The sequence below is a fragment of the Enterobacter sp. Ap-867 genome (assembly GCF_011752855.1).
Taxonomy (GTDB): Bacteria; Pseudomonadota; Gammaproteobacteria; order Enterobacterales; family Enterobacteriaceae; genus Cedecea.
This window is the reverse complement of record NZ_VWWS01000002.1, coordinates 515,375-534,025: the sequence shown is the minus strand read 5'-3', so window position 1 is coordinate 534,025 and position 18,651 is coordinate 515,375. Positions and strand designations below refer to the sequence as shown.

Here is an 18,651-nt window from a genome sequence, read left to right as displayed (position 1 = left end):
TACCCTTAATAATTGTGCAGCAATACAAACGGCGGGTTCTTTTGCTGCTGATGCCAAAGGCTGGTCACCGCCTCCCCGCCCTGCTCCACAATAAGCTGCCGAAAAGCTTCGCTGGAGATATTTTCCCGCTGCTCACGCATCGCTAAAAGCAGCGGCAGCGTTACCCCGGCGATAACTTCGCAATGCTCATGCTTATGGTTCATCAATGCCGCTGCCCGGTAAGGTTCCGCCCCGGTGAGATCGGTCAGAAAGATAACGCCGTCGCCCGAATCGCAGTGGTGAAGAGCATCGCACATCATCCGGCTGAGCATATTGGTGCTTAACCCGTGCCAGAAATTCACCGCACAGCACTGAGGCTGCGGCCCAAAGCGCTGCTCGAGAGCATCCAGTATCTTTTGTGCGTAGTCGTCGTGTCCGGCAATGACCCAGCCAAGCATAAAGTCTCTCCTGTTTATGGAGCGACAGTGTGCCAGAACGCTGAATAAGTAGCCTGATGCGTATCAATTTGGCGTAAAAAAATCCCCCTAAAGAGGGGGATTTAATCAGGAACTATTAGGTCCGGAGCCCGCGACCGCGCTGGATGAGATACCAGCACAACAAGTAAAACACGACGATAAAGATTGCCAGCACACCGACGGTGGTCACCAATGGCACATCGGTAATGCCCAGGAAACCAAAACGGAAGCCGCTAATCATGTAGACGATGGGGTTCAGGTGCGAGAGCGCCTGCCAGAACGGAGGCAGCAGGGTCAGGGAGTAAAACACCCCGCCCAGATAGGTCAGCGGCGTCAGCACGAAGGTCGGGATCAGACTGATATCATCGAACGTTTTGGCAAAGACGGCGTTCAGCAGACCGGCCAGCGAGAACAGAATAGCCGTCAGTACAAGCGTCAACGCCACGAACAGCCAGGAATGCACCTGGAACGGGACGAAGAACAGCGACACCGCCGTGACCAGGATCCCCACGCACAGACCGCGCGCGACGCCGCCACCAACATAGCCCGCGATGATCACGTGCGTGGGTACCGGTGCCACCAGCAGCTCTTCGATATTGCGCTGGAACTTCGCGCTGAAGAATGAGGAAGCGACGTTGGCGTAGGCGTTGGTGATCACCGCCATCATGATCAGGCCCGGCACGATGAACTGCATATAGGTGAAGCCGTGCATTTCGCCGATACGCGAGCCAATCAGGTTACCAAAGATAATGAAATACAGGGTCATGGTGATGACCGGCGGAACCAGGGTCTGGATCCAGATACGGGCGAAGCGGTGAACTTCTTTGGTCCAGATGCTTTTCAGCGCCACCCAGTACAGCTGCATCATGCCTGATCCCCTTGTTTACCGTTTACCAGCGTCACGAACAACTCTTCGAGACGGTTAGCTTTGTTACGCATACTCTGTACCTGTATCCCCTGCGCGCTTAGCTGGCTGAACACGCTGTTAATCCCCTGTTCACGCAAAACTTCGACTTCCAGCGTGGACGTGTCCACCAGCCGATACTGGTAACCGTGGAGCTTAGGCAGTGGACTTTTAGGGGCCAGATCCAGGATGAAGGTTTCTGATTTCAGCTTGGAAAGCAGCGATTTCATCGAGGTGTTCTCTACCAATTCACCACGCTGGATAATGCCGATGTTGCGGCACAGCATTTCGGCTTCTTCCAGATAGTGAGTAGTCAGAATAATGGTAGTGCCTTTGTCGTTGAGATCTTTCAGGAAGCCCCACATAGAGCGGCGCAGCTCGATGTCTACGCCGGCAGTAGGCTCGTCCAGAATCAGCAGCTTAGGTTCGTGCATTAACGCACGGGCAATCATCAGGCGACGCTTCATCCCTCCCGATAACATCCGCGCACGTTCGTTGCGTTTTTCCCACAGATCGAGCTGTTTTAAATACTTTTCGCTGCGCGCTATCGCTTCGCTGCGCTCAACGCCGTAGTAGCCAGCCTGGTGCACGACGATCTGCTGCACCGTTTCAAACGGGTTGAAGTTGAATTCCTGGGGAACCAGGCCAAGCTGGCGTTTGGCGTTGACCACGTCTTTTTGCAGATCGTAGCCAAACACCCGCACGCGGCCGGAGGTTTTATTCACCAACGAACTGATAATGCCGATAGTGGTGGATTTTCCCGCACCGTTAGGGCCGAGCAGCGCATAGAAATCACCCGCTTCAACGCGAAGATCTATGCCACGTAGCGCCTGGACGCCACCGGGATAGGTTTTCGTTAACTGTTCCAGTTCCAATGCAATTGTCATGGATATTCGCTTACCTTATTCGGTACTTGTTTGAAAATTCGTTGAGTTACCCTATATTACCCCATCGCACTTCTCGGGTGACAGGCGTTAACCTCACATGAAAGACATTGATTCCCTTATCAGCAATAATGAACTTTGGTCAAAAATGCTGGTTGAGGAAGACCCCGGTTTCTTCGAAAGACTTGCCCAGGCACAAAAACCTCGCTTTCTCTGGATTGGCTGCTCCGACAGCCGTGTTCCCGCCGAACGACTTACCGGCCTGGAGCCAGGCGAACTCTTTGTTCACCGTAACGTGGCAAACCTCGTTGTTCATACCGATCTGAATTGCCTTTCCGTTGTGCAGTACGCTGTAGACGTCCTTGAAGTTGAGCACATTATTATCTGCGGTCACTACGGCTGCGGCGGCGTTCAGGCTGCGGTAGAAAACCCGGAGCTGGGCCTAATTAACAACTGGCTGCTGCACATTCGCGACCTGTGGTTCAAGCATAGTTCGCTCTTAGGGGAACTGGCACCGGAACAGCGGATGGACACGCTCTGCGAATTGAACGTCATGGAGCAGGTATACAACATCGGCCATTCCACCATCATGCAGTCTGCCTGGAAACGCGGCCAGAAAGTCACGGTTCACGGCTGGGTCTACGGTATTCACGACGGGCGCCTGCGCGACCTTGAAGTGACGGCCACCAGCCGCGAGTCACTCGAGCAGGGCTACCGCAGCGGCATAGCCAACCTGAAGAATACCCACCATAGCCACCGGAATCGCGCAGCTTCGCAATAATTCCGTGAAATGTGGATAGCAAAAAGGGCCTTTTAAGGCCCTTTTTTGTTTGCTTACGACGATTGATTACTCGTCCAGCATCACCACTTTGCCAACGAACGGCAGGTGGCGATAGCGCTGGGCATAGTCGATGCCGTAGCCAACGACGAATTCGTCTGGGATAGAGAAGCCAACGTATTCAACGTTAACATTCACTTCGCGGCGAGTCGGTTTGTCCAGTAGCGTACAAATGGCCAGAGATTTTGGTTCACGCAGGCTCAGGATCTCGCGCACTTTACTCAGGGTGTTGCCGGAGTCGATGATATCTTCCACGATCAGCACATCTTTCCCACGGATATCTTCGTCCAGATCTTTCAGGATCTTCACGTCGCGAGTGGTGGACATGCCGCTGCCGTAGCTTGAAGCGGTCATAAAATCGACTTCATGGGAAACCTGAACTTCACGGCACAGATCCGCCATAAACATAAATGAACCACGCAGCAGACCCACCAGCACCATGTCACTGCCGCTGTCGCGATAGTGTTCGGTGATTTGACGACCCAGTTCAGCGACACGGGCTTTGATCTCCGCTTCCGGGATCATCACTTCAACAGTATGTTTCATATCTCTAACCATATGATTTAAAAACAAATCATTTAATGCTGGTTCACCTGCAGCCAACACAAAATAGTGAGGCGTGGAGTATACCAGCAAATCGCCTTCACATCCCCACTTGAAAAAAAAGCCATAAATGTGACAACCATCACACTTGTTAATAACTATAATTAAATGCTATCAAAACTTTATGAGTGTGATAATTGTGAAAACAAATAAAACCGGATCGCAACTATTTGTGACCCTCTCGGCCCTCTTTGCTGTACTTTGCGGGCTCTATTTACTCTTTGGCGGGATATGGTTAGTGGCTATAGGCGGGTCGTGGTATTACCCGATCGCCGGCCTGGTGATGCTCGGTGTCGCCTGGCTGCTGTGGAAGAGCAAAGCCTCCGCGCTTTGGCTCTACGCGGCCCTGCTGCTGTGTACGATGGCCTGGGGCGTCTGGGAAGTCGGCTTCGACTTCTGGGCGCTGACGCCGCGCTGCGACGTGCTGGTGTTCTTCGGCGTCTGGCTTCTGCTGCCGTTTGTGTATCGCCGCCTGGTGATTCCAGCAAGCGGCGCGGCACCATCGCTGGTGGTTTCCCTGCTGATTACCGCCGTTGTGCTGGTCTGGGCGGGCTTTAACGACCCGCAAGAGATCAACGGCACGCTGAATCTGGATAATGCCGCAGCTACCGCTGAGTCTTCCATTCCTGATGCCGACTGGCCAGCTTATGGCCGCAATCAGGAAGGGCAGCGTTTCTCTCCGCTCAAGCAGATCACCACGCAGAACGTGGGCCAGTTGAAGGAAGCCTGGCGTTTCCAGACCGGCGACGTGAAGCGTGCTACCGACCCGGGTGAAATCACCAACGAAGTCACCCCGATCAAAATCCGCGATATGCTTTACCTGTGTACCGCCCACCAGCAGCTGTTCGCACTGGATGCCGCCACCGGGAAAGAAAAGTGGAAGTTTGACCCTCAGTTAAATACCGACCCTTCGTTCCAGCACGTGACCTGCCGTGGCGTTTCTTACCACGAAGCCACCGCGGATAACGCCCCTGCGGATGTAGTGGCCGACTGTCCTCGCCGCATCCTTCTGCCGGTGAACGATGGCCGCCTGTTCGCGCTCAACGCCGATACCGGCAAGCTGTGTGAGAGCTTTGCGAACAAAGGTATTCTGAACCTGCAGACCAACCAGCCGGTGACTACGCCAGGTATGTACGAGCCGACTTCACCGCCTATCGTGACCGACAAGGTGATTGTGATTGCCGGGGCAGTGACCGACAACTTCTCTACCCGTGAGCCTTCCGGCGTTATCCGTGGTTTTGACGTTAATACCGGTAAACTGCTGTGGGCGTTTGACCCAGGCGCGAAAGATCCAAACGCTATCCCGGATGACGAGCATCATTACACGCTGAACTCGCCGAACTCGTGGGCTCCGGCGGCATATGATGCAAAACTGGATCTGGTTTACCTGCCGATGGGCGTGACCACGCCGGATATCTGGGGCGGCAACCGCACGCCTGAGCAGGAACGCTACGCCAGCAGCATCGTGGCGCTGAATGCCACCACCGGTAAGCTGGCCTGGTCCTATCAGACCGTCCACCACGACCTGTGGGATATGGACATGCCTGCCCAGCCAACGCTGGCGGATATCACCGACAAAAACGGCAACAAGGTGCCGGTGGTGTACGCCCCGGCTAAAACCGGCAACATTTTTGTTCTGGACCGCCGCGACGGTAAATTAGTGGTACCAGCCCCGGAACAGCCTGTTCCACAGGGTGCCGCCAAAGGCGACCATGTTTCCCCTACCCAACCATTCTCCGAGCTGACCTTCCGTCCGAAGAAAGATCTGAGCGGGGCGGATATGTGGGGCGCGACCATGTTCGATCAGTTGGTCTGCCGCGTGATGTTCCACAGCATGCGCTATGAAGGCATCTTTACCCCGCCTTCCGAAAAGGGGACGCTGGTGTTCCCGGGCAACCTGGGCATGTTCGAGTGGGGCGGGATCTCCGTTGACCCAAATAATCAGGTCGCGATGACCAACCCAATGGCGCTGCCGTTCGTGTCTAAGCTGATTCCACGCGGGCCGGGTAACCCAATGGAACCACCAAAAGATGCGAAAGGCTCAGGCACTGAATCCGGCGTTCAGCCGCAGTACGGCGTGCCGTATGGCGTCACGCTGAACCCGTTCCTGTCGCCGTTCGGCCTGCCGTGTAAACAGCCGGCCTGGGGCTACATCTCTGGCGTTGACCTGAAAACCAACGAAATCGTGTGGAAGAAACGTATTGGTACCGTGGAAGACAGCATGCCGTTCCCAACCGGTATTCCAATGAAATTCCGCATGGGGATGCCAATGCTGGGTGGCCCAATCTCCACCGCCGGTAACGTGATGTTCATTGGTGCTACCGCAGATAACTACCTGCGCGCGTTTGATATGCGTGACGGGAAACAGCTGTGGGAAGCGCGTCTGCCAGCCGGTGGACAGGCTACGCCGATGACGTATGAAGTGAACGGTAAGCAGTATGTGGTGATTTCCGCAGGTGGCCACGGTTCCTTCGGCACGAAGATGGGGGATTATATTGTGGCGTACGCTCTGCCGGACGACGCAAAATAAAACATTGCGGGTGGCTCAGGCCACCCGCTCTTTCTTTTATGCGACAGTAAAACCAAGCATCATTCCGGTATCTTCATGCTCCAGCAGATGGCAGTGCGCCATATAGGCCGCTTCCTTTGGTGCAGCATGATCGAACTTCACCAGCACTTCGCTGCGCGCACCTTCCACCTTCACCGTGTCTTTCCAGCCCTGACGATGCGCCGCCACCGGTTTGCCGTTTTCGGACAGGATACGGAACTGAGTACCGTGAATATGGAACGGGTGCAGCATCATGTCGCCTTCCCCGGATATCGTCCACTTCTCGTATTTCCCTTTTTGTGCAGCAAACGCCGGGGTTGCCATATCGAAAGCTTTGCCGTTGATTTTGTTGGCATTGTGGAAATCAAAGCCGTGGCCCATGCCGCCGTGATTCATCTTCCCCATGTTGCCGTGGTCCATGTTCTTCATGCTGCCATGGCTCATACCGCCCATATCACCGTGGCCGTCCATCGACATGCCCGCCATCGCCTGCATGCCATATTTATCCATCAGCGCCTGCATGCCCATCATGTCGAGCATCGGATCCATCATCAGTTGCAGCCAGCGTTCAGTTGCGCCTTCCAGCGACGGGAGCGCAGGCACGTTGACCAGTTTGTCCGGCAACGTGCCAGAGGCTGCGATAATCAGCGGCTGAATGCGAACCACCGGAGCAGGTTTGTCGAAAGGTACCACGGTCATGCCCATTTGCTTCACCGGCAGGGTGACAATATCAAAAGGCTTGCCGTCACGGGTATCGACCAGCACCTCGAACCGTTCCCCCATCAGAATTTCCAGCTCCGTGACTTTGACTGGCTCTGCCAGCAGTCCGCCGTCGCTGGCGATGACATAGAGCGGGCGATTGTCGCTGGCAGCAATGTTCAACGAGCGGGCATTACAGCCGTTAAGCAAACGCAGGCGCAGCCAGCCGCGCGGATTGGTGTGCTGGGGATAAACGGCGCCGTTGCATAGCAGCATGTCGCCAAACCAGCCTACGGCCGCGCTCATGACGTCCAGCTGGTAGTCAATTTCTCCGTCCTTACCGAAACGTTTATCCTGGATAATCAGCGGAATATCATCGATGCCCCACTGCTTCGGCAGCATCAGTTGGGCACTTTCGTTATCTTCAATCAATACGAGGCCACCAAGCCCCATGGCCACCTGATGCCCGGTTTTACCATGCTGATGCGGGTGGAACCAACAGGTCGCCGCACGCTGCTGCGGCGTAAAGGTGACGCTGCGTTTTGCACCGGCGGCGATAACGCCCTGCGGGCCGCCATCGACTTCGCCGCCGACCTCAAGCCCATGCCAGTGCAGCGTGGTTTCTTCTGCCAGGTTATTATGGATATCGACCGTGACCGCTTCCCCTTGCGTTAGCTTTAACGCCGGGCCAAGCAAAGCACCGTTATAGCCCCAGGTCGTGGCAGATTTCCCGGCAAAAACGCTCTTTCCTGCGTTTACGGTGAGGCGAATGCTATTTTTGGCATCCGGGGCAAGCAAAGGTGGGATAGGCAACGCCGGACGATTGGCCGCCAGCGCGGCACGGCTCCAGAGTGGCAGCGCGCTGAAAGCCCCGAGCGCCGCGGTATATTTTAGAAAATTACGGCGATGCATAGTCAGTTCCTTTAGTTGGCATACTTGTCGGCGAGCATAAACCTTTCCCTAACGGTAAGGTCAAGTTTTAAGCTCATAATAAATATCGTCGACGCCCATTTAACTGTGTTAACGTTTCGTATCTGAGAAAAAGTGGTAGACGTGATGAAGATGGGAGTTAGGGCGTTATTACTGGGCATTTTGCTGGCTTTTTCTACCAGCAGCCTGGCGCTGAGTGAGTCTGAAGCAGAAGATATGGCCGATCTGACTGCGGTATTTGTGTTCTTAAAAAATGATTGTGGCTACCAAAACCTCCCTAACGGCCAGATCCGACGCGCGCTGGTCTTTTTTGCCCAACAAAATCAATGGGATCTCAGCAACTACGATAGCTGGAACATGAAAGCATTAGGTGAAGACAGCTACAAAGATTTGAGCGGTATTGCCATCCCCACGGCAACAAAATGTAAATCTCTGGCGCGCGATTCCTTAAGCCTGCTGGCCTACGTTAAATAACGCTTTCCCCGCCTGGCCTGAAATAATGACCGTGAAACCACGGTCATTGGCTCTAAGACCAAACAATGTGGCGGCGGTATCGGCCCCAGCGCGTTAACGCTGCTGCAGGAATTCCCGGTAAGCCTGTACCACCTGCAGGAAGTCCTCTACGCCGCAAAAAGAGAGGCTCTCTTCGTCGTAGTAGCTCATTCCCTCTTCCATCTCATCCCCGGAGATTTCCAGCTGGTTAGCGCGAACGATGACCTCTTCCTCGTCCAGCCACAGCGTATATTCGTGCCCGGCACGCTGCCACTGCCTCTCGCTGCCTTTCACGGAAAGCACGGCCTGCTCGACTTCATCCAGAAGCGCCAGGTTACCCTTCACTTCCTCATTAAACCAGTGGCCGACAACCTCGTGCCCCATTGACATACGCACCTTCACCATACCGGTGATGTCACGCAGAAATTCATAGTCCATCGCTGTTTCCTCTACATCGCGGGGGAAATCCTCACCCACGCCTATAGGCTTAATTATCGCAGCAAAGTCAGGGGAAAACAGCGTGGCGAGTAGAAGGACGAGAAATAAAAAGGAGAAACGCAGAAGGGTCTGGCGCCCTCACCCAGGCCCTCTCCCACAGGGAGAGAGAGCACAGAGTGAGGGTATTTAGCCTTTAAACGGCGGTCTGGAAGATGACGCCGTCCGCTTTCTCGGTGTACTGAGACAGCTGGTCAAAGTTCAGGTAACGGTAAGTGTCTACCGCCGTTTTATCAACCTGAGTCATGAAGGTCTGATATTCGTCAGGAGTTGGCAGTTTACCCAACAGGGAAGCCACGGCCGCCAGCTCAGCAGACGCCAGGAAGACATTTGCGCCGGTTCCCAAACGGTTCGGGAAGTTACGGGTTGAAGTCGACACGACCGTCGCGCCATCTGCCACACGAGCCTGGTTACCCATGCACAGGGAGCAGCCTGGAATTTCGATACGGGCCCCGCTCTTACCGAACACGCTGTAATAGCCTTCTTCCGTCAGCTGAGCCGCGTCCATACGAGTTGGCGGCGCCACCCACAGGCGAGTTGGCAGCTGACCTTTGTGGCTGTCCAGCAGTTTACCCGCCGCACGGAAGTGACCGATGTTGGTCATGCAGGAACCGATAAACACTTCGTCGATCTTCTCCCCGGCCACGTCGGACAGCAGACGAGCATCGTCCGGGTCGTTTGGCGCACAGAGGATTGGCTCTTTGATATCGTTCAGATCGATGTCGATCACTGCCGCATATTCTGCATCAGCGTCGGCTTCCATCAACTGCGGATCTGCCAGCCATTTTTCCATGCCCTGAATACGGCGCTCAAGCGTACGACGGTCGCCGTAACCTTCGGCAATCATCCACTTCAGCAGCACGATGTTGGAATTCAGGTACTCTTCGATCGGCTCGCGATCCAGCTTAATGGTGCAACCTGCGGCAGAACGCTCTGCGGAAGCATCGGTCAGCTCAAACGCCTGCTCAACTTTCAGCGTCGGCAGACCTTCGATTTCCAGGATACGGCCAGAGAAGATGTTTTTCTTGCCTTTCTTCTCCACGGTCAGCAGGCCCTGTTTGATCGCGTACAGCGGGATCGCATGTACCAGGTCACGCAGAGTGATGCCAGGCTGCATTTCGCCTTTAAAGCGAACCAGCACGGACTCAGGCATATCCAGCGGCATAACGCCGGTCGCCGCGGCAAACGCCACCAGACCAGAACCTGCCGGGAAGGAAATCCCGATTGGGAAACGGGTATGGGAATCACCGCCGGTGCCAACGGTATCCGGCAGCAGCATGCGGTTCAGCCATGAGTGAATAACGCCATCGCCCGGGCGCAGAGACACGCCGCCACGGTTCATGATGAAGTCAGGCAGCGTGTGGTGCGTTGTCACGTCCACCGGCTTAGGATAGGCCGCGGTGTGACAGAAGGACTGCATCACCAGATCCGCAGAGAAACCAAGGCAGGCAAGGTCTTTCAGCTCATCACGGGTCATCGGCCCGGTGGTGTCCTGGGAACCTACGGAAGTCATCTTCGGTTCGCAGTAAGCGCCAGGGCGAATACCTTCCACGCCACAGGCGCGGCCAACCATTTTCTGCGCCAGCGAGTAACCGCGTGTGCTGGCGGCAACATCTTTCGCCTGAACAAATACGTCGCTATGCGGCAGGCTCAGTGCTTCGCGCGCTTTGGTGGTCAGGCCACGGCCGATGATCAGCGGAATACGGCCGCCGGCGCGAACTTCGTCCAGCAGCACGTCAGTTTTCAGTTCAAAGTTAGCGATCACCGCGTCGGTTTCGTGGTTACGCACTTCACCTTTGTACGGGTAAATGTCGATCACATCGCCCATATTCAGATCGTTAACGTCAACTTCGATCGGCAGTGCGCCAGCATCTTCCATGGTGTTGAAGAAGATGGGGGCGATTTTGCCGCCCAGCACAACGCCGCCGCCGCGCTTGTTCGGCACGTTCGGAATATCGTCACCCATGAACCACAGCACGGAGTTGGTAGCGGATTTACGGGAAGAACCGGTGCCCACAACATCGCCCACGTAGGCCAGAGGGAAACCTTTCTTCTGCAGCGCTTCGATCTGTTTGATAGGGCCAATTACGCCAGCCTGATCCGGCTCAATGCCTTCGCGGGCGTTTTTCAGCATCGCCAGGGCGTGCAGCGGGATGTCCGGGCGGGACCATGCGTCCGGGGCCGGGGACAGGTCATCGGTGTTGGTTTCACCGGTGACTTTAAAGACGGTAACGGTGATTTTCTCGGCCAGTTTAGGGCGAGACAGGAACCACTCGGCTTCGGACCAGGACTTCAGCACTTGCTGAGCGTAGGTGTTGCCCGCTTTGGCTTTCTCTTCTACGTCGTAGAAGTTATCAAACATCAGCAGCGTATGGGACAGCGCTTTGGCGGCAATCGGTGCCAGCTTTTCGTTATCCAGCGCGTCAATCAGCGGATGAATGTTGTAGCCACCCTGCATGGTGCCCAGCAGTTCAACGGCTTTTTCAGGGGAGATCAGCGGGGAAGTGGCATCGCCTTTGGCAATGGCAGCAAGGAAACCGGCTTTCACGTAGGCGGCTTCATCAACGCCCGGCGGTACACGGTTAGTAATCAGATCTAACAGGAATGCTTCTTCACCTGCTGGTGGGGTTTTCAGCAGCTCAACCAGTGCGGCCATTTGGGTGGCATCTAAGGGTTTTGGAACAATCCCTTCTGCGGCACGTTCAGCTACGTGCTTACGGTATTCTTCTAGCACGACGGTTCTCCTCGCTCTCATTGTCATTTGGCGACACCGGATCTCTCTCTTCACGCTCCTGTGAGACAGCAGTTTGTAGGGTAAATGCCCGGTACCGCGTCGGGCAGCATAGCAGGATTTTCAGGGGGTGTTAATCTGTTTACAAAAAAGCAACATTAAAACGTTGCTGAATCGTTAAGGGGGAATAGATTACTTTTTGATATGACCCTCAGACACAAAAAAACCGCCTTTCGGCGGTTCGTTTGCCCTGACAAAGTGGTAGCACACGATGAAAGGAAATGTTTTGTGGCAAGCCCCAAACGCTGTCTATTCTGCATTTGAAAATGAATCACGGCAAGATGAATTGTACCTTTTGCGTACAACGTTATAAAAACAACTGCAACTTACTGCAAATTAAAAATGATGATTCAGCGTTCAAGCGATCTACCGTAACGTTACTCTTGGCCTGCTTCGCTGGCGTAGCAGCCAGTCGCCGGGCATGGGAGCAGATCTACCGCTCTACGTGGCAAGCCTCAAACACTTGCCTGATTCTGCCTTTCCCGGTGAAGAAGAAATCGCCGTAGCCCAAAGGGTATACACGCAATGGAAATGCGTTTGCTGTACGCGCTGCTTCTGTTGTTAGGTTCACTGCTTTCGCTGAGCCAGGGTGGCTGGAATATTTCAGACATTACCGTTCAGTTCGTTTTGAACCTGGGCAATTAAGCTACTGGCCGCTCGCAAGGGCGGCCTTTTACGGGCAAAAAAAACGGCCCCAAAGGGCCGCTTTATCAGACGCTGAAAGTTACTTTTTCTTCGCTTTCGCGTTTGGCAGGTCGGTGATGCTGCCTTCGAAGACTTCAGCCGCCAGGCCAACGGATTCGTGCAGCGTCGGGTGAGCGTGGATGGTGAGCGCGATGTCTTCTGCGTCACAACCCATCTCGATAGCCAGACCGATTTCGCCCAGCAGCTCGCCGCCGTTGGTCCCGACAATCGCCCCACCGATAACGCGGTGAGTCTCTTTGTCGAAAATAAGCTTGGTCATACCGTCTGCGCAATCGGAAGCGATAGCACGGCCAGAAGCAGCCCACGGGAAGGTGGCGGTTTCGTAGCTGATGCCTTTCTCTTTCGCTTCTTTCTCAGTCAGACCAACCCATGCAACTTCTGGCTCGGTGTAAGCGATAGATGGGATCACTTTCGGATCGAAGTAGTGCTTCATCCCGGCGATAACTTCTGCGGCAACGTGGCCTTCATGAACACCTTTGTGTGCCAGCATTGGCTGACCGACGATGTCGCCGATAGCAAAGATGTGTGGCACGTTGGTGCGCAGCTGTTTGTCAACGCGGATAAAGCCACGGTCGTCAACTTCAACGCCGGCTTTGCCTGCATCGAGGTTTTTACCGTTAGGCACGCGGCCGATAGCCACCAGAACCGCGTCGTAACGCTGTGGTTCTGCAGGGGCTTTTTTGCCTTCCATGGAAACATAGATGCCGTCTTCTTTCGCTTCAACGGCAGTCACTTTGGTTTCCAGCATCAGGTTGAATTTCTTGCTGATGCGCTTGGTGAAGACTTTAACGATGTCTTTGTCTGCGGCAGGGATAACCTGGTCGAACATTTCAACCACGTCAATGTCTGAACCCAGCGCATGGTATACGGTGCCCATTTCCAGGCCGATGATACCGCCGCCCATTACCAGCAGGCGTTTAGGTACGGATTTCAGCTCCAGCGCATCCGTGGAATCCCACACGCGTGGATCTTCATGAGGAATGAACGGCAGCTCGATCGGACGGGAACCCGCCGCGATGATAGCGTTGTCGAAGTTGATCACGGTTTTACCGTTTTCACCTTCCACTTCCAGGGTGTTAGCCCCGGTGAATTTACCCAGACCGTTTACCACTTTCACTTTACGGCCTTTGGCCATACCCGCCAGGCCGCCGGTCAGCTGAGTGATAACTTTCTCTTTCCAGGTACGAATTTTGTCGATATCGGTTTTCGGCTCACCGAAAACGATGCCGTGTTCGGCCAGTGCTTTTGCTTCTTCGATAACTTTAGCAACGTGCAGCAGCGCTTTAGAAGGGATACAGCCGACGTTCAGACAAACACCACCAAGGGTGCTGTAACGCTCTACGATGACGGTTTCCAGACCTAAATCCGCGGCGCGGAATGCTGCGGAGTAACCTGCCGGGCCTGCCCCAAGTACTACGACCTGAGTTTTGATTTCTGTGCTCATCATGACCTCTTAATTTATACCCGTCGTCCACCGGGTCGTTCTATCCGCCCGCAGTTTACAAAATTGTTAACAATTTTGAAACAACAAACGGCTCACGAATTGTCGCTTTCGCCAATAACCTCACAAACACCATGAGATTACCAGAAAAAAGCCGGCCGATTGGCCGGCTTTTCAATTACATCACCAGGCGGCGAATATCAGACAACATGTTGTTGATGATGGTGATGAAGCGAGCTCCATCAGCGCCGTCGATTACGCGGTGGTCGAAGGAAAGAGACATCGGCATCATCAGACGCGGCGTGAACTCTTTACCGTTCCAGACTGGCTCCATCGCAGACTTGGAGACACCCAGGATAGCCACTTCTGGCGCGTTAACGATCGGCGCGAAGTGAGTAGTCCCGATACCGCCCAGGCTGGAGATGGTGAAGCAGCCGCCCTGCATTTCGCCAGCGGTCAGCTTGCCGTCGCGAGCTTTCTTGGAGATAGCCATCAGTTCGCGAGACAGCTCAGTGATGCTCTTCTTGTTCACGTCTTTGAAGACTGGAACAACCAGACCATTCGGGGTATCAACCGCCACACCGATGTTGATGTATTTTTTCAGCGTCAGCTTCTGGCCATCTTCGGACAGGGAGCTGTTGAAGCGAGGCATCTGCTCCAGCGCGGCCGCAACGGCTTTCATGATGAACACTACAGGAGTGAACTTCACGTCCAGCTTACGCTTAGCGGCTTCGTCGTTCTGCTGCTTACGGAACGCTTCCAGATCGGTAATATCGGTTTTGTCGAAGTGGGTAACGTGCGGGATCATCACCCAGTTACGGCTCAGGTTAGCACCAGAGATTTTCTGGATGCGGCCCATTTCCACTTCTTCGATTTCGCCGAACTTGCTGAAGTCAACTTTCGGCCATGGCAGCATGCCTGGCAGACCACCGCCGGTCGCAGCCGGAGCTGCTTCAGCGCGTTTAACAGCGTCTTTCACGTAAGCCTGAACGTCTTCACGCAGGATACGACCTTTACGGCCGGTGCCTTTCACTTTCGCCAGGTTAACACCGAACTCGCGAGCCAGACGGCGGATCAGCGGAGTCGCATGAACGTACGCGTCGTTTTCAGCGAATTCAGATTTACCTTCTGCTTTAGCAGCAGGTGCAGCGGCTTTGGCTGCCGGGGCTGGTGCCGCAGCGGCTGGAGCTGGTGCAGCAGCAGTTGGAGCCGCAGCAGGTGCAGCGCCTTCTACTTCGAAGACCATGATCAGGGAGCCGGTGGACACTTTGTCGCCGGTGCTGATTTTGATTTCTTTCACGGTACCGGCGAATGGTGCAGGCACTTCCATGGAAGCTTTGTCGCCTTCTACGGTGATCAGTGACTGCTCAGCGGCAACTTTGTCGCCCACTTTCACCATCACTTCAGTGACTTCAACTTCATCACCGCCGATGTCCGGGACGTTAACTTCTTTAGAGCCGGAAGCCGCAGGTGCTGCGGCAGCAGCCGGAGCAGCAGCCTGTGCTGGAGCGGCAGCAGGTGCGGCACCCGCCACTTCGAAGACCATGATCAGAGAGCCGGTAGACACTTTGTCGCCGGTGCTGATTTTGATCTCTTTCACCACGCCCGCGAACGGCGCAGGGACTTCCATAGAAGCTTTGTCGCCTTCTACGGTGATCAGAGACTGTTCAGCGGCAACGGTGTCGCCCACTTTCACCATGATCTCGGTAACTTCTACTTCGTCACCGCCGATGTCTGGCACGTTAACGTCTTTTGCGCTCGCGGCAGCAGGTGCTGCGGCCGGAGCGGCTTCTTTCTTCTCTTCTGCCTTAGCAGGTGCAGCGGCTGCTGCACCTTCGGCGGAATCGAAAATCATGATCAGTTTGCCGGTCTCGGTTTTGTCGCCGACAGAGACTTTGATCTCTTTCACGACGCCAGCCTGTGGAGACGGAACTTCCATAGAGGCTTTATCGCCTTCTACAGTGATCAGCGACTGTTCAGCTTCAACTTTGTCGCCAACTTTGACCAGAATCTCGGTGATTTCAACTTCATCAGCGCCGATGTCTGGTACTTTGATTTCGATAGCCATTGTCTCTTTACCTCTTACGCCAGACGCGGGTTAACTTTTTCTGCATCGATGTTGAATTTAGTAATTGCGTCAGCAACCACTTTCTTATCGATTTCGCCACGTTTAGCCAGTTCGCCCAGGGCTGCTACGACCACGTAAGAAGCATCAACTTCGAAGTGGTGACGCAGGTTTTCGCGGCTGTCAGAACGACCGAAGCCGTCGGTGCCCAGTACGCGATAATCATCAGCAGGTACGTAAGTACGAACCTGCTCAGCGAACAGTTTCATATAGTCAGTAGAAGCAACCGCCGGAGCGTCGTTCATCACCTGAGCGATGTAAGGTACGCGCGGAGTTTCCATTGGGTGCAGCATGTTCCAGCGCTCACAATCCTGGCCATCACGAGCCAGTTCGGTGAAGGAGGTTACGCTGTACACGTCAGAGCCCACGCCGTAGTCGTTCGCCAGGATCTGTGCTGCTTCACGCACGTGACGCAGGATAGAACCGGAGCCCAGCAGCTGAACTTTACCTTTGCTACCTGCAACGGTTTCGAGTTTGTAGATACCTTTACGGATACCTTCCTCGGCGCCTGCTGGCATAGCCGGCATGTGGTAGTTTTCGTTCAGGGTGGTGATGTAGTAATAAATGTTCTCTTGTGCTTCACCGTACATACGGGTCAGACCGTCGTGCATGATGACAGCCACTTCGTACGCGTAAGACGGATCGTAAGAGATACAGTTAGGAATAGTCAGAGACTGAATGTGGCTGTGGCCATCTTCGTGCTGCAGACCTTCACCGTTCAGCGTAGTACGACCGGAAGTCCCGCCGACCAGGAAGCCGCGAGCCTGTTGGTCGCCAGCCTGCCAGCACAGGTCACCGATACGCTGGAAACCGAACATCGAGTAGTAGATGTAGAACGGAATCATCGGCAGGTTGTTGGTGCTGTAAGACGTCGCAGCCGCCAGCCAGGATGCGCCAGCACCCAGTTCGTTGATCCCTTCCTGCAGAATCTGGCCTTTCTCGTCTTCTTTGTAGTATGCAACCTGCTCGCGGTCCTGCGGGGTGTACTGCTGGCCGTTCGGGCTGTAGATACCGATCTGACGGAACAGACCTTCCATACCAAAGGTACGCGCTTCATCGGCGATGATTGGAACCAGACGGTCTTTGATAGACGGGTTCTTCAGCATCACGTTCAGGGCACGAACGAAGGCGATGGTGGTGGAGATCTCTTTGTTCTGCTCTTCCAGCAGCTGAGAGAAGTCTTCCAGCGCAGGCAGTTCCAGTTTTTCGGAGAAGTTAGGCTGACGAGCAGGCAGGTAGCCTTTCAGCGCCTGACGACGTTCGTGCAGGTACTTGTGCTCTTCAGTGCCTTCTGGGAAGGTGATGTAAGACAGGTTTTCTACCTGCTCATCGGTCACTGGCACGTTGAAACGGTCGCGGATGTAACGCACGCCGTCCATGTTCATTTTCTTCACCTGGTGAGCGATGTTTTTACCTTCTGCGGTATCGCCCATGCCGTAACCTTTGATGGTGTGGGCCAGGATAACGGTCGCTTTACCTTTGGTTTCCTGCGCTTTTTTCAGTGCAGCGTAGACTTTCTTCGGATCGTGACCACCGCGGTTCAAGGCCCAGATCTGCTCATCAGTCCAGTCTGCAACCAGCGCTGCGGTTTCAGGGTATTTGCCGAAGAAGTGCTCACGAACGTAGGCACCGTCTTTGGATTTGAAGGTCTGGTAGTCACCGTCAACGGTTTCGTTCATCAGTTGGATCAGTTTACCGCTGGTATCTTTACGCAGCAGCTCATCCCAACGACCGCCCCACATCACTTTGATAACGTTCCAGCCAGCACCGCTGAAGATGCCTTCCAGTTCGTTGATGATCTTGCCGTTACCGGTGACCGGACCATCCAGACGCTGCAGGTTACAGTTGATGATGAAGCACAGGTTGTCCAGCTTCTCACGGGTCGCGATGGTGATCGCGCCTTTAGATTCTGGCTCATCCATTTCACCGTCGCCCAGGAAGGCGTAAACGGTTTGCTCAGAGGTGTCTTTCAGGCCACGGTGTTCCAGATATTTCAGGAATTTAGCCTGGTAGATCGCACCGATTGGGCCCAGACCCATGGAAACGGTCGGGAACTGCCAGAATTCTGGCATCAGTTTAGGGTGCGGATAAGAAGACAGACCTTTACCGTGAACTTCCTGACGGAAATTGTTCATCTGCTCTTCGGTCAGGCGGCCTTCAAGGAAAGCACGTGCATAGATGCCCGGAGAGATGTGGCCCTGGAAGTACACCAGATCGCCGCCGTCTTTCTCGTTGGCTGCACGGAAGAAGTGGTTGAAGCACACTTCGTAAACGGTCGCAGAAGACTGGAAGGATGCCATGTGGCCACCCAGTTCCAGATCTTTCTTGGATGCGCGCAGAACGGTCATGATGGCGTTCCAGCGGATAGCAGAACGGATACGGCGTTCCAGATCCAGATTGCCCGGGTATTCCGGTTCGTCTTCAACGGCAATGGTGTTCACATAGTTGCGAGCACCTGCAGAAGCAGCGACTTTCACACCGCCTTTGCTGGCTTCGGACAGCAGCTGATCGATCAGATACTGTGCACGCTCAACACCTTCTTCACGGATAACCGATTCGATCGCCTGTAGCCAGTCGCGAGTTTCAATCGGATCCACGTCATTTGGGAAACGTTCTGACATGGGGGTATTCCTTATCTGTCTAATACGTTGATTTATCTGGAACCTGTCCCATTGCGCTCTTGCCCGAATGAATTCGGGTAACTGAAGAAAAGAACGCAATAAGACAGGTTCTGTGTTTAG

At 54.5% G+C, this 18,651-nt stretch carries 13 protein-coding genes; 3 read left to right on the top strand and 10 right to left on the bottom strand.

The window, feature by feature from the left end; translation table 11 throughout:
• Positions 1-5: 5 nt before the first annotated feature.
• From F3J26_RS10065 to F3J26_RS10055, 3 genes are all read right to left on the bottom strand, one after another.
• Positions 6-437: a PTS sugar transporter subunit IIA gene (locus F3J26_RS10065; protein WP_008461841.1), complete on the bottom strand. Its 432-nt coding sequence runs from the start codon at positions 435-437 to the stop codon at positions 6-8.
• A 115-nt stretch (positions 438-552) separates the two neighbouring features.
• Positions 553-1,323: an ABC transporter permease gene (locus F3J26_RS10060; protein WP_008461840.1), complete on the bottom strand. Its 771-nt coding sequence runs from the start codon at positions 1,321-1,323 to the stop codon at positions 553-555.
• The gene (locus F3J26_RS10055) at positions 1,320-2,246 is read right to left on the bottom strand and encodes an ABC transporter ATP-binding protein (RefSeq protein ID WP_166993573.1); all 927 of its coding nucleotides are present in this window, start codon (positions 2,244-2,246) and stop codon (positions 1,320-1,322) included. Before F3J26_RS10055 ends, F3J26_RS10060 begins: the two co-directional genes overlap by 4 nt.
• 97 nt (positions 2,247-2,343) lie before the next feature.
• Here F3J26_RS10055 and can point away from each other — a divergent pair, with 97 nt between their 5' ends.
• Positions 2,344-3,024, top strand: coding sequence for a carbonate dehydratase (can, locus tag F3J26_RS10050; RefSeq protein WP_008461838.1), 681 nt, complete (start codon positions 2,344-2,346; stop codon positions 3,022-3,024).
• A gap of 66 nt (positions 3,025-3,090) precedes the next feature.
• Here can and hpt read toward each other — a convergent pair whose 3' ends face one another.
• Complete coding sequence (hpt, locus tag F3J26_RS10045; RefSeq protein ID WP_008461837.1) at positions 3,091-3,627, bottom strand: hypoxanthine phosphoribosyltransferase; 537 nt, start codon at positions 3,625-3,627, stop codon at positions 3,091-3,093.
• 181 nt (positions 3,628-3,808) lie between these two features.
• Between hpt and F3J26_RS10040 the strand changes: the two genes are divergently transcribed.
• Positions 3,809-6,214, top strand: a complete 2,406-nt coding sequence (locus F3J26_RS10040) for a glucose/quinate/shikimate family membrane-bound PQQ-dependent dehydrogenase (RefSeq protein ID WP_166993571.1) — start codon at positions 3,809-3,811, stop codon at positions 6,212-6,214.
• A gap of 36 nt (positions 6,215-6,250) precedes the next feature.
• On the opposite strand, the gene cueO is transcribed toward F3J26_RS10040, so the two are convergent.
• Positions 6,251-7,843: a multicopper oxidase CueO gene (gene cueO / locus F3J26_RS10035; protein ID WP_166993569.1), complete on the bottom strand. Its 1,593-nt coding sequence runs from the start codon at positions 7,841-7,843 to the stop codon at positions 6,251-6,253.
• 144 nt (positions 7,844-7,987) lie between these two features.
• Here cueO and F3J26_RS10030 point away from each other — a divergent pair, with 144 nt between their 5' ends.
• Positions 7,988-8,335, top strand: coding sequence for a YacC family pilotin-like protein (locus F3J26_RS10030; RefSeq protein WP_008461833.1), 348 nt, complete (start codon positions 7,988-7,990; stop codon positions 8,333-8,335).
• Between the two features lie 93 nt (positions 8,336-8,428).
• On the opposite strand, the gene yacL is transcribed toward F3J26_RS10030, so the two are convergent.
• The 5 genes from yacL to aceE form a co-directional block, all read right to left on the bottom strand.
• Positions 8,429-8,791, bottom strand: coding sequence for a protein YacL (yacL, locus tag F3J26_RS10025; protein ID WP_166993567.1), 363 nt, complete (start codon positions 8,789-8,791; stop codon positions 8,429-8,431).
• A gap of 193 nt (positions 8,792-8,984) precedes the next feature.
• Positions 8,985-11,582 (bottom strand): bifunctional aconitate hydratase 2/2-methylisocitrate dehydratase, encoded by a 2,598-nt coding sequence (gene acnB, locus F3J26_RS10020; RefSeq protein WP_166993565.1) that lies wholly within the window; start codon positions 11,580-11,582, stop codon positions 8,985-8,987.
• Positions 11,583-12,363: 781 nt separating this feature from the next.
• The gene (lpdA, locus tag F3J26_RS10015; RefSeq protein WP_008461828.1) at positions 12,364-13,788 is read right to left on the bottom strand and encodes a dihydrolipoyl dehydrogenase; all 1,425 of its coding nucleotides are present in this window, start codon (positions 13,786-13,788) and stop codon (positions 12,364-12,366) included.
• A gap of 175 nt (positions 13,789-13,963) precedes the next feature.
• Positions 13,964-15,853 carry a pyruvate dehydrogenase complex dihydrolipoyllysine-residue acetyltransferase gene (gene aceF / locus F3J26_RS10010; RefSeq protein ID WP_085541982.1) on the bottom strand — a complete coding sequence of 630 codons (1,890 nt, stop codon included), beginning with the start codon at positions 15,851-15,853 and terminating at the stop codon, positions 13,964-13,966.
• A gap of 14 nt (positions 15,854-15,867) precedes the next feature.
• Positions 15,868-18,531 carry a pyruvate dehydrogenase (acetyl-transferring), homodimeric type gene (aceE, locus tag F3J26_RS10005; RefSeq protein ID WP_008461826.1) on the bottom strand — a complete coding sequence of 888 codons (2,664 nt, stop codon included), beginning with the start codon at positions 18,529-18,531 and terminating at the stop codon, positions 15,868-15,870.
• Between the last annotated feature and the right edge of the window lie 120 nt (positions 18,532-18,651).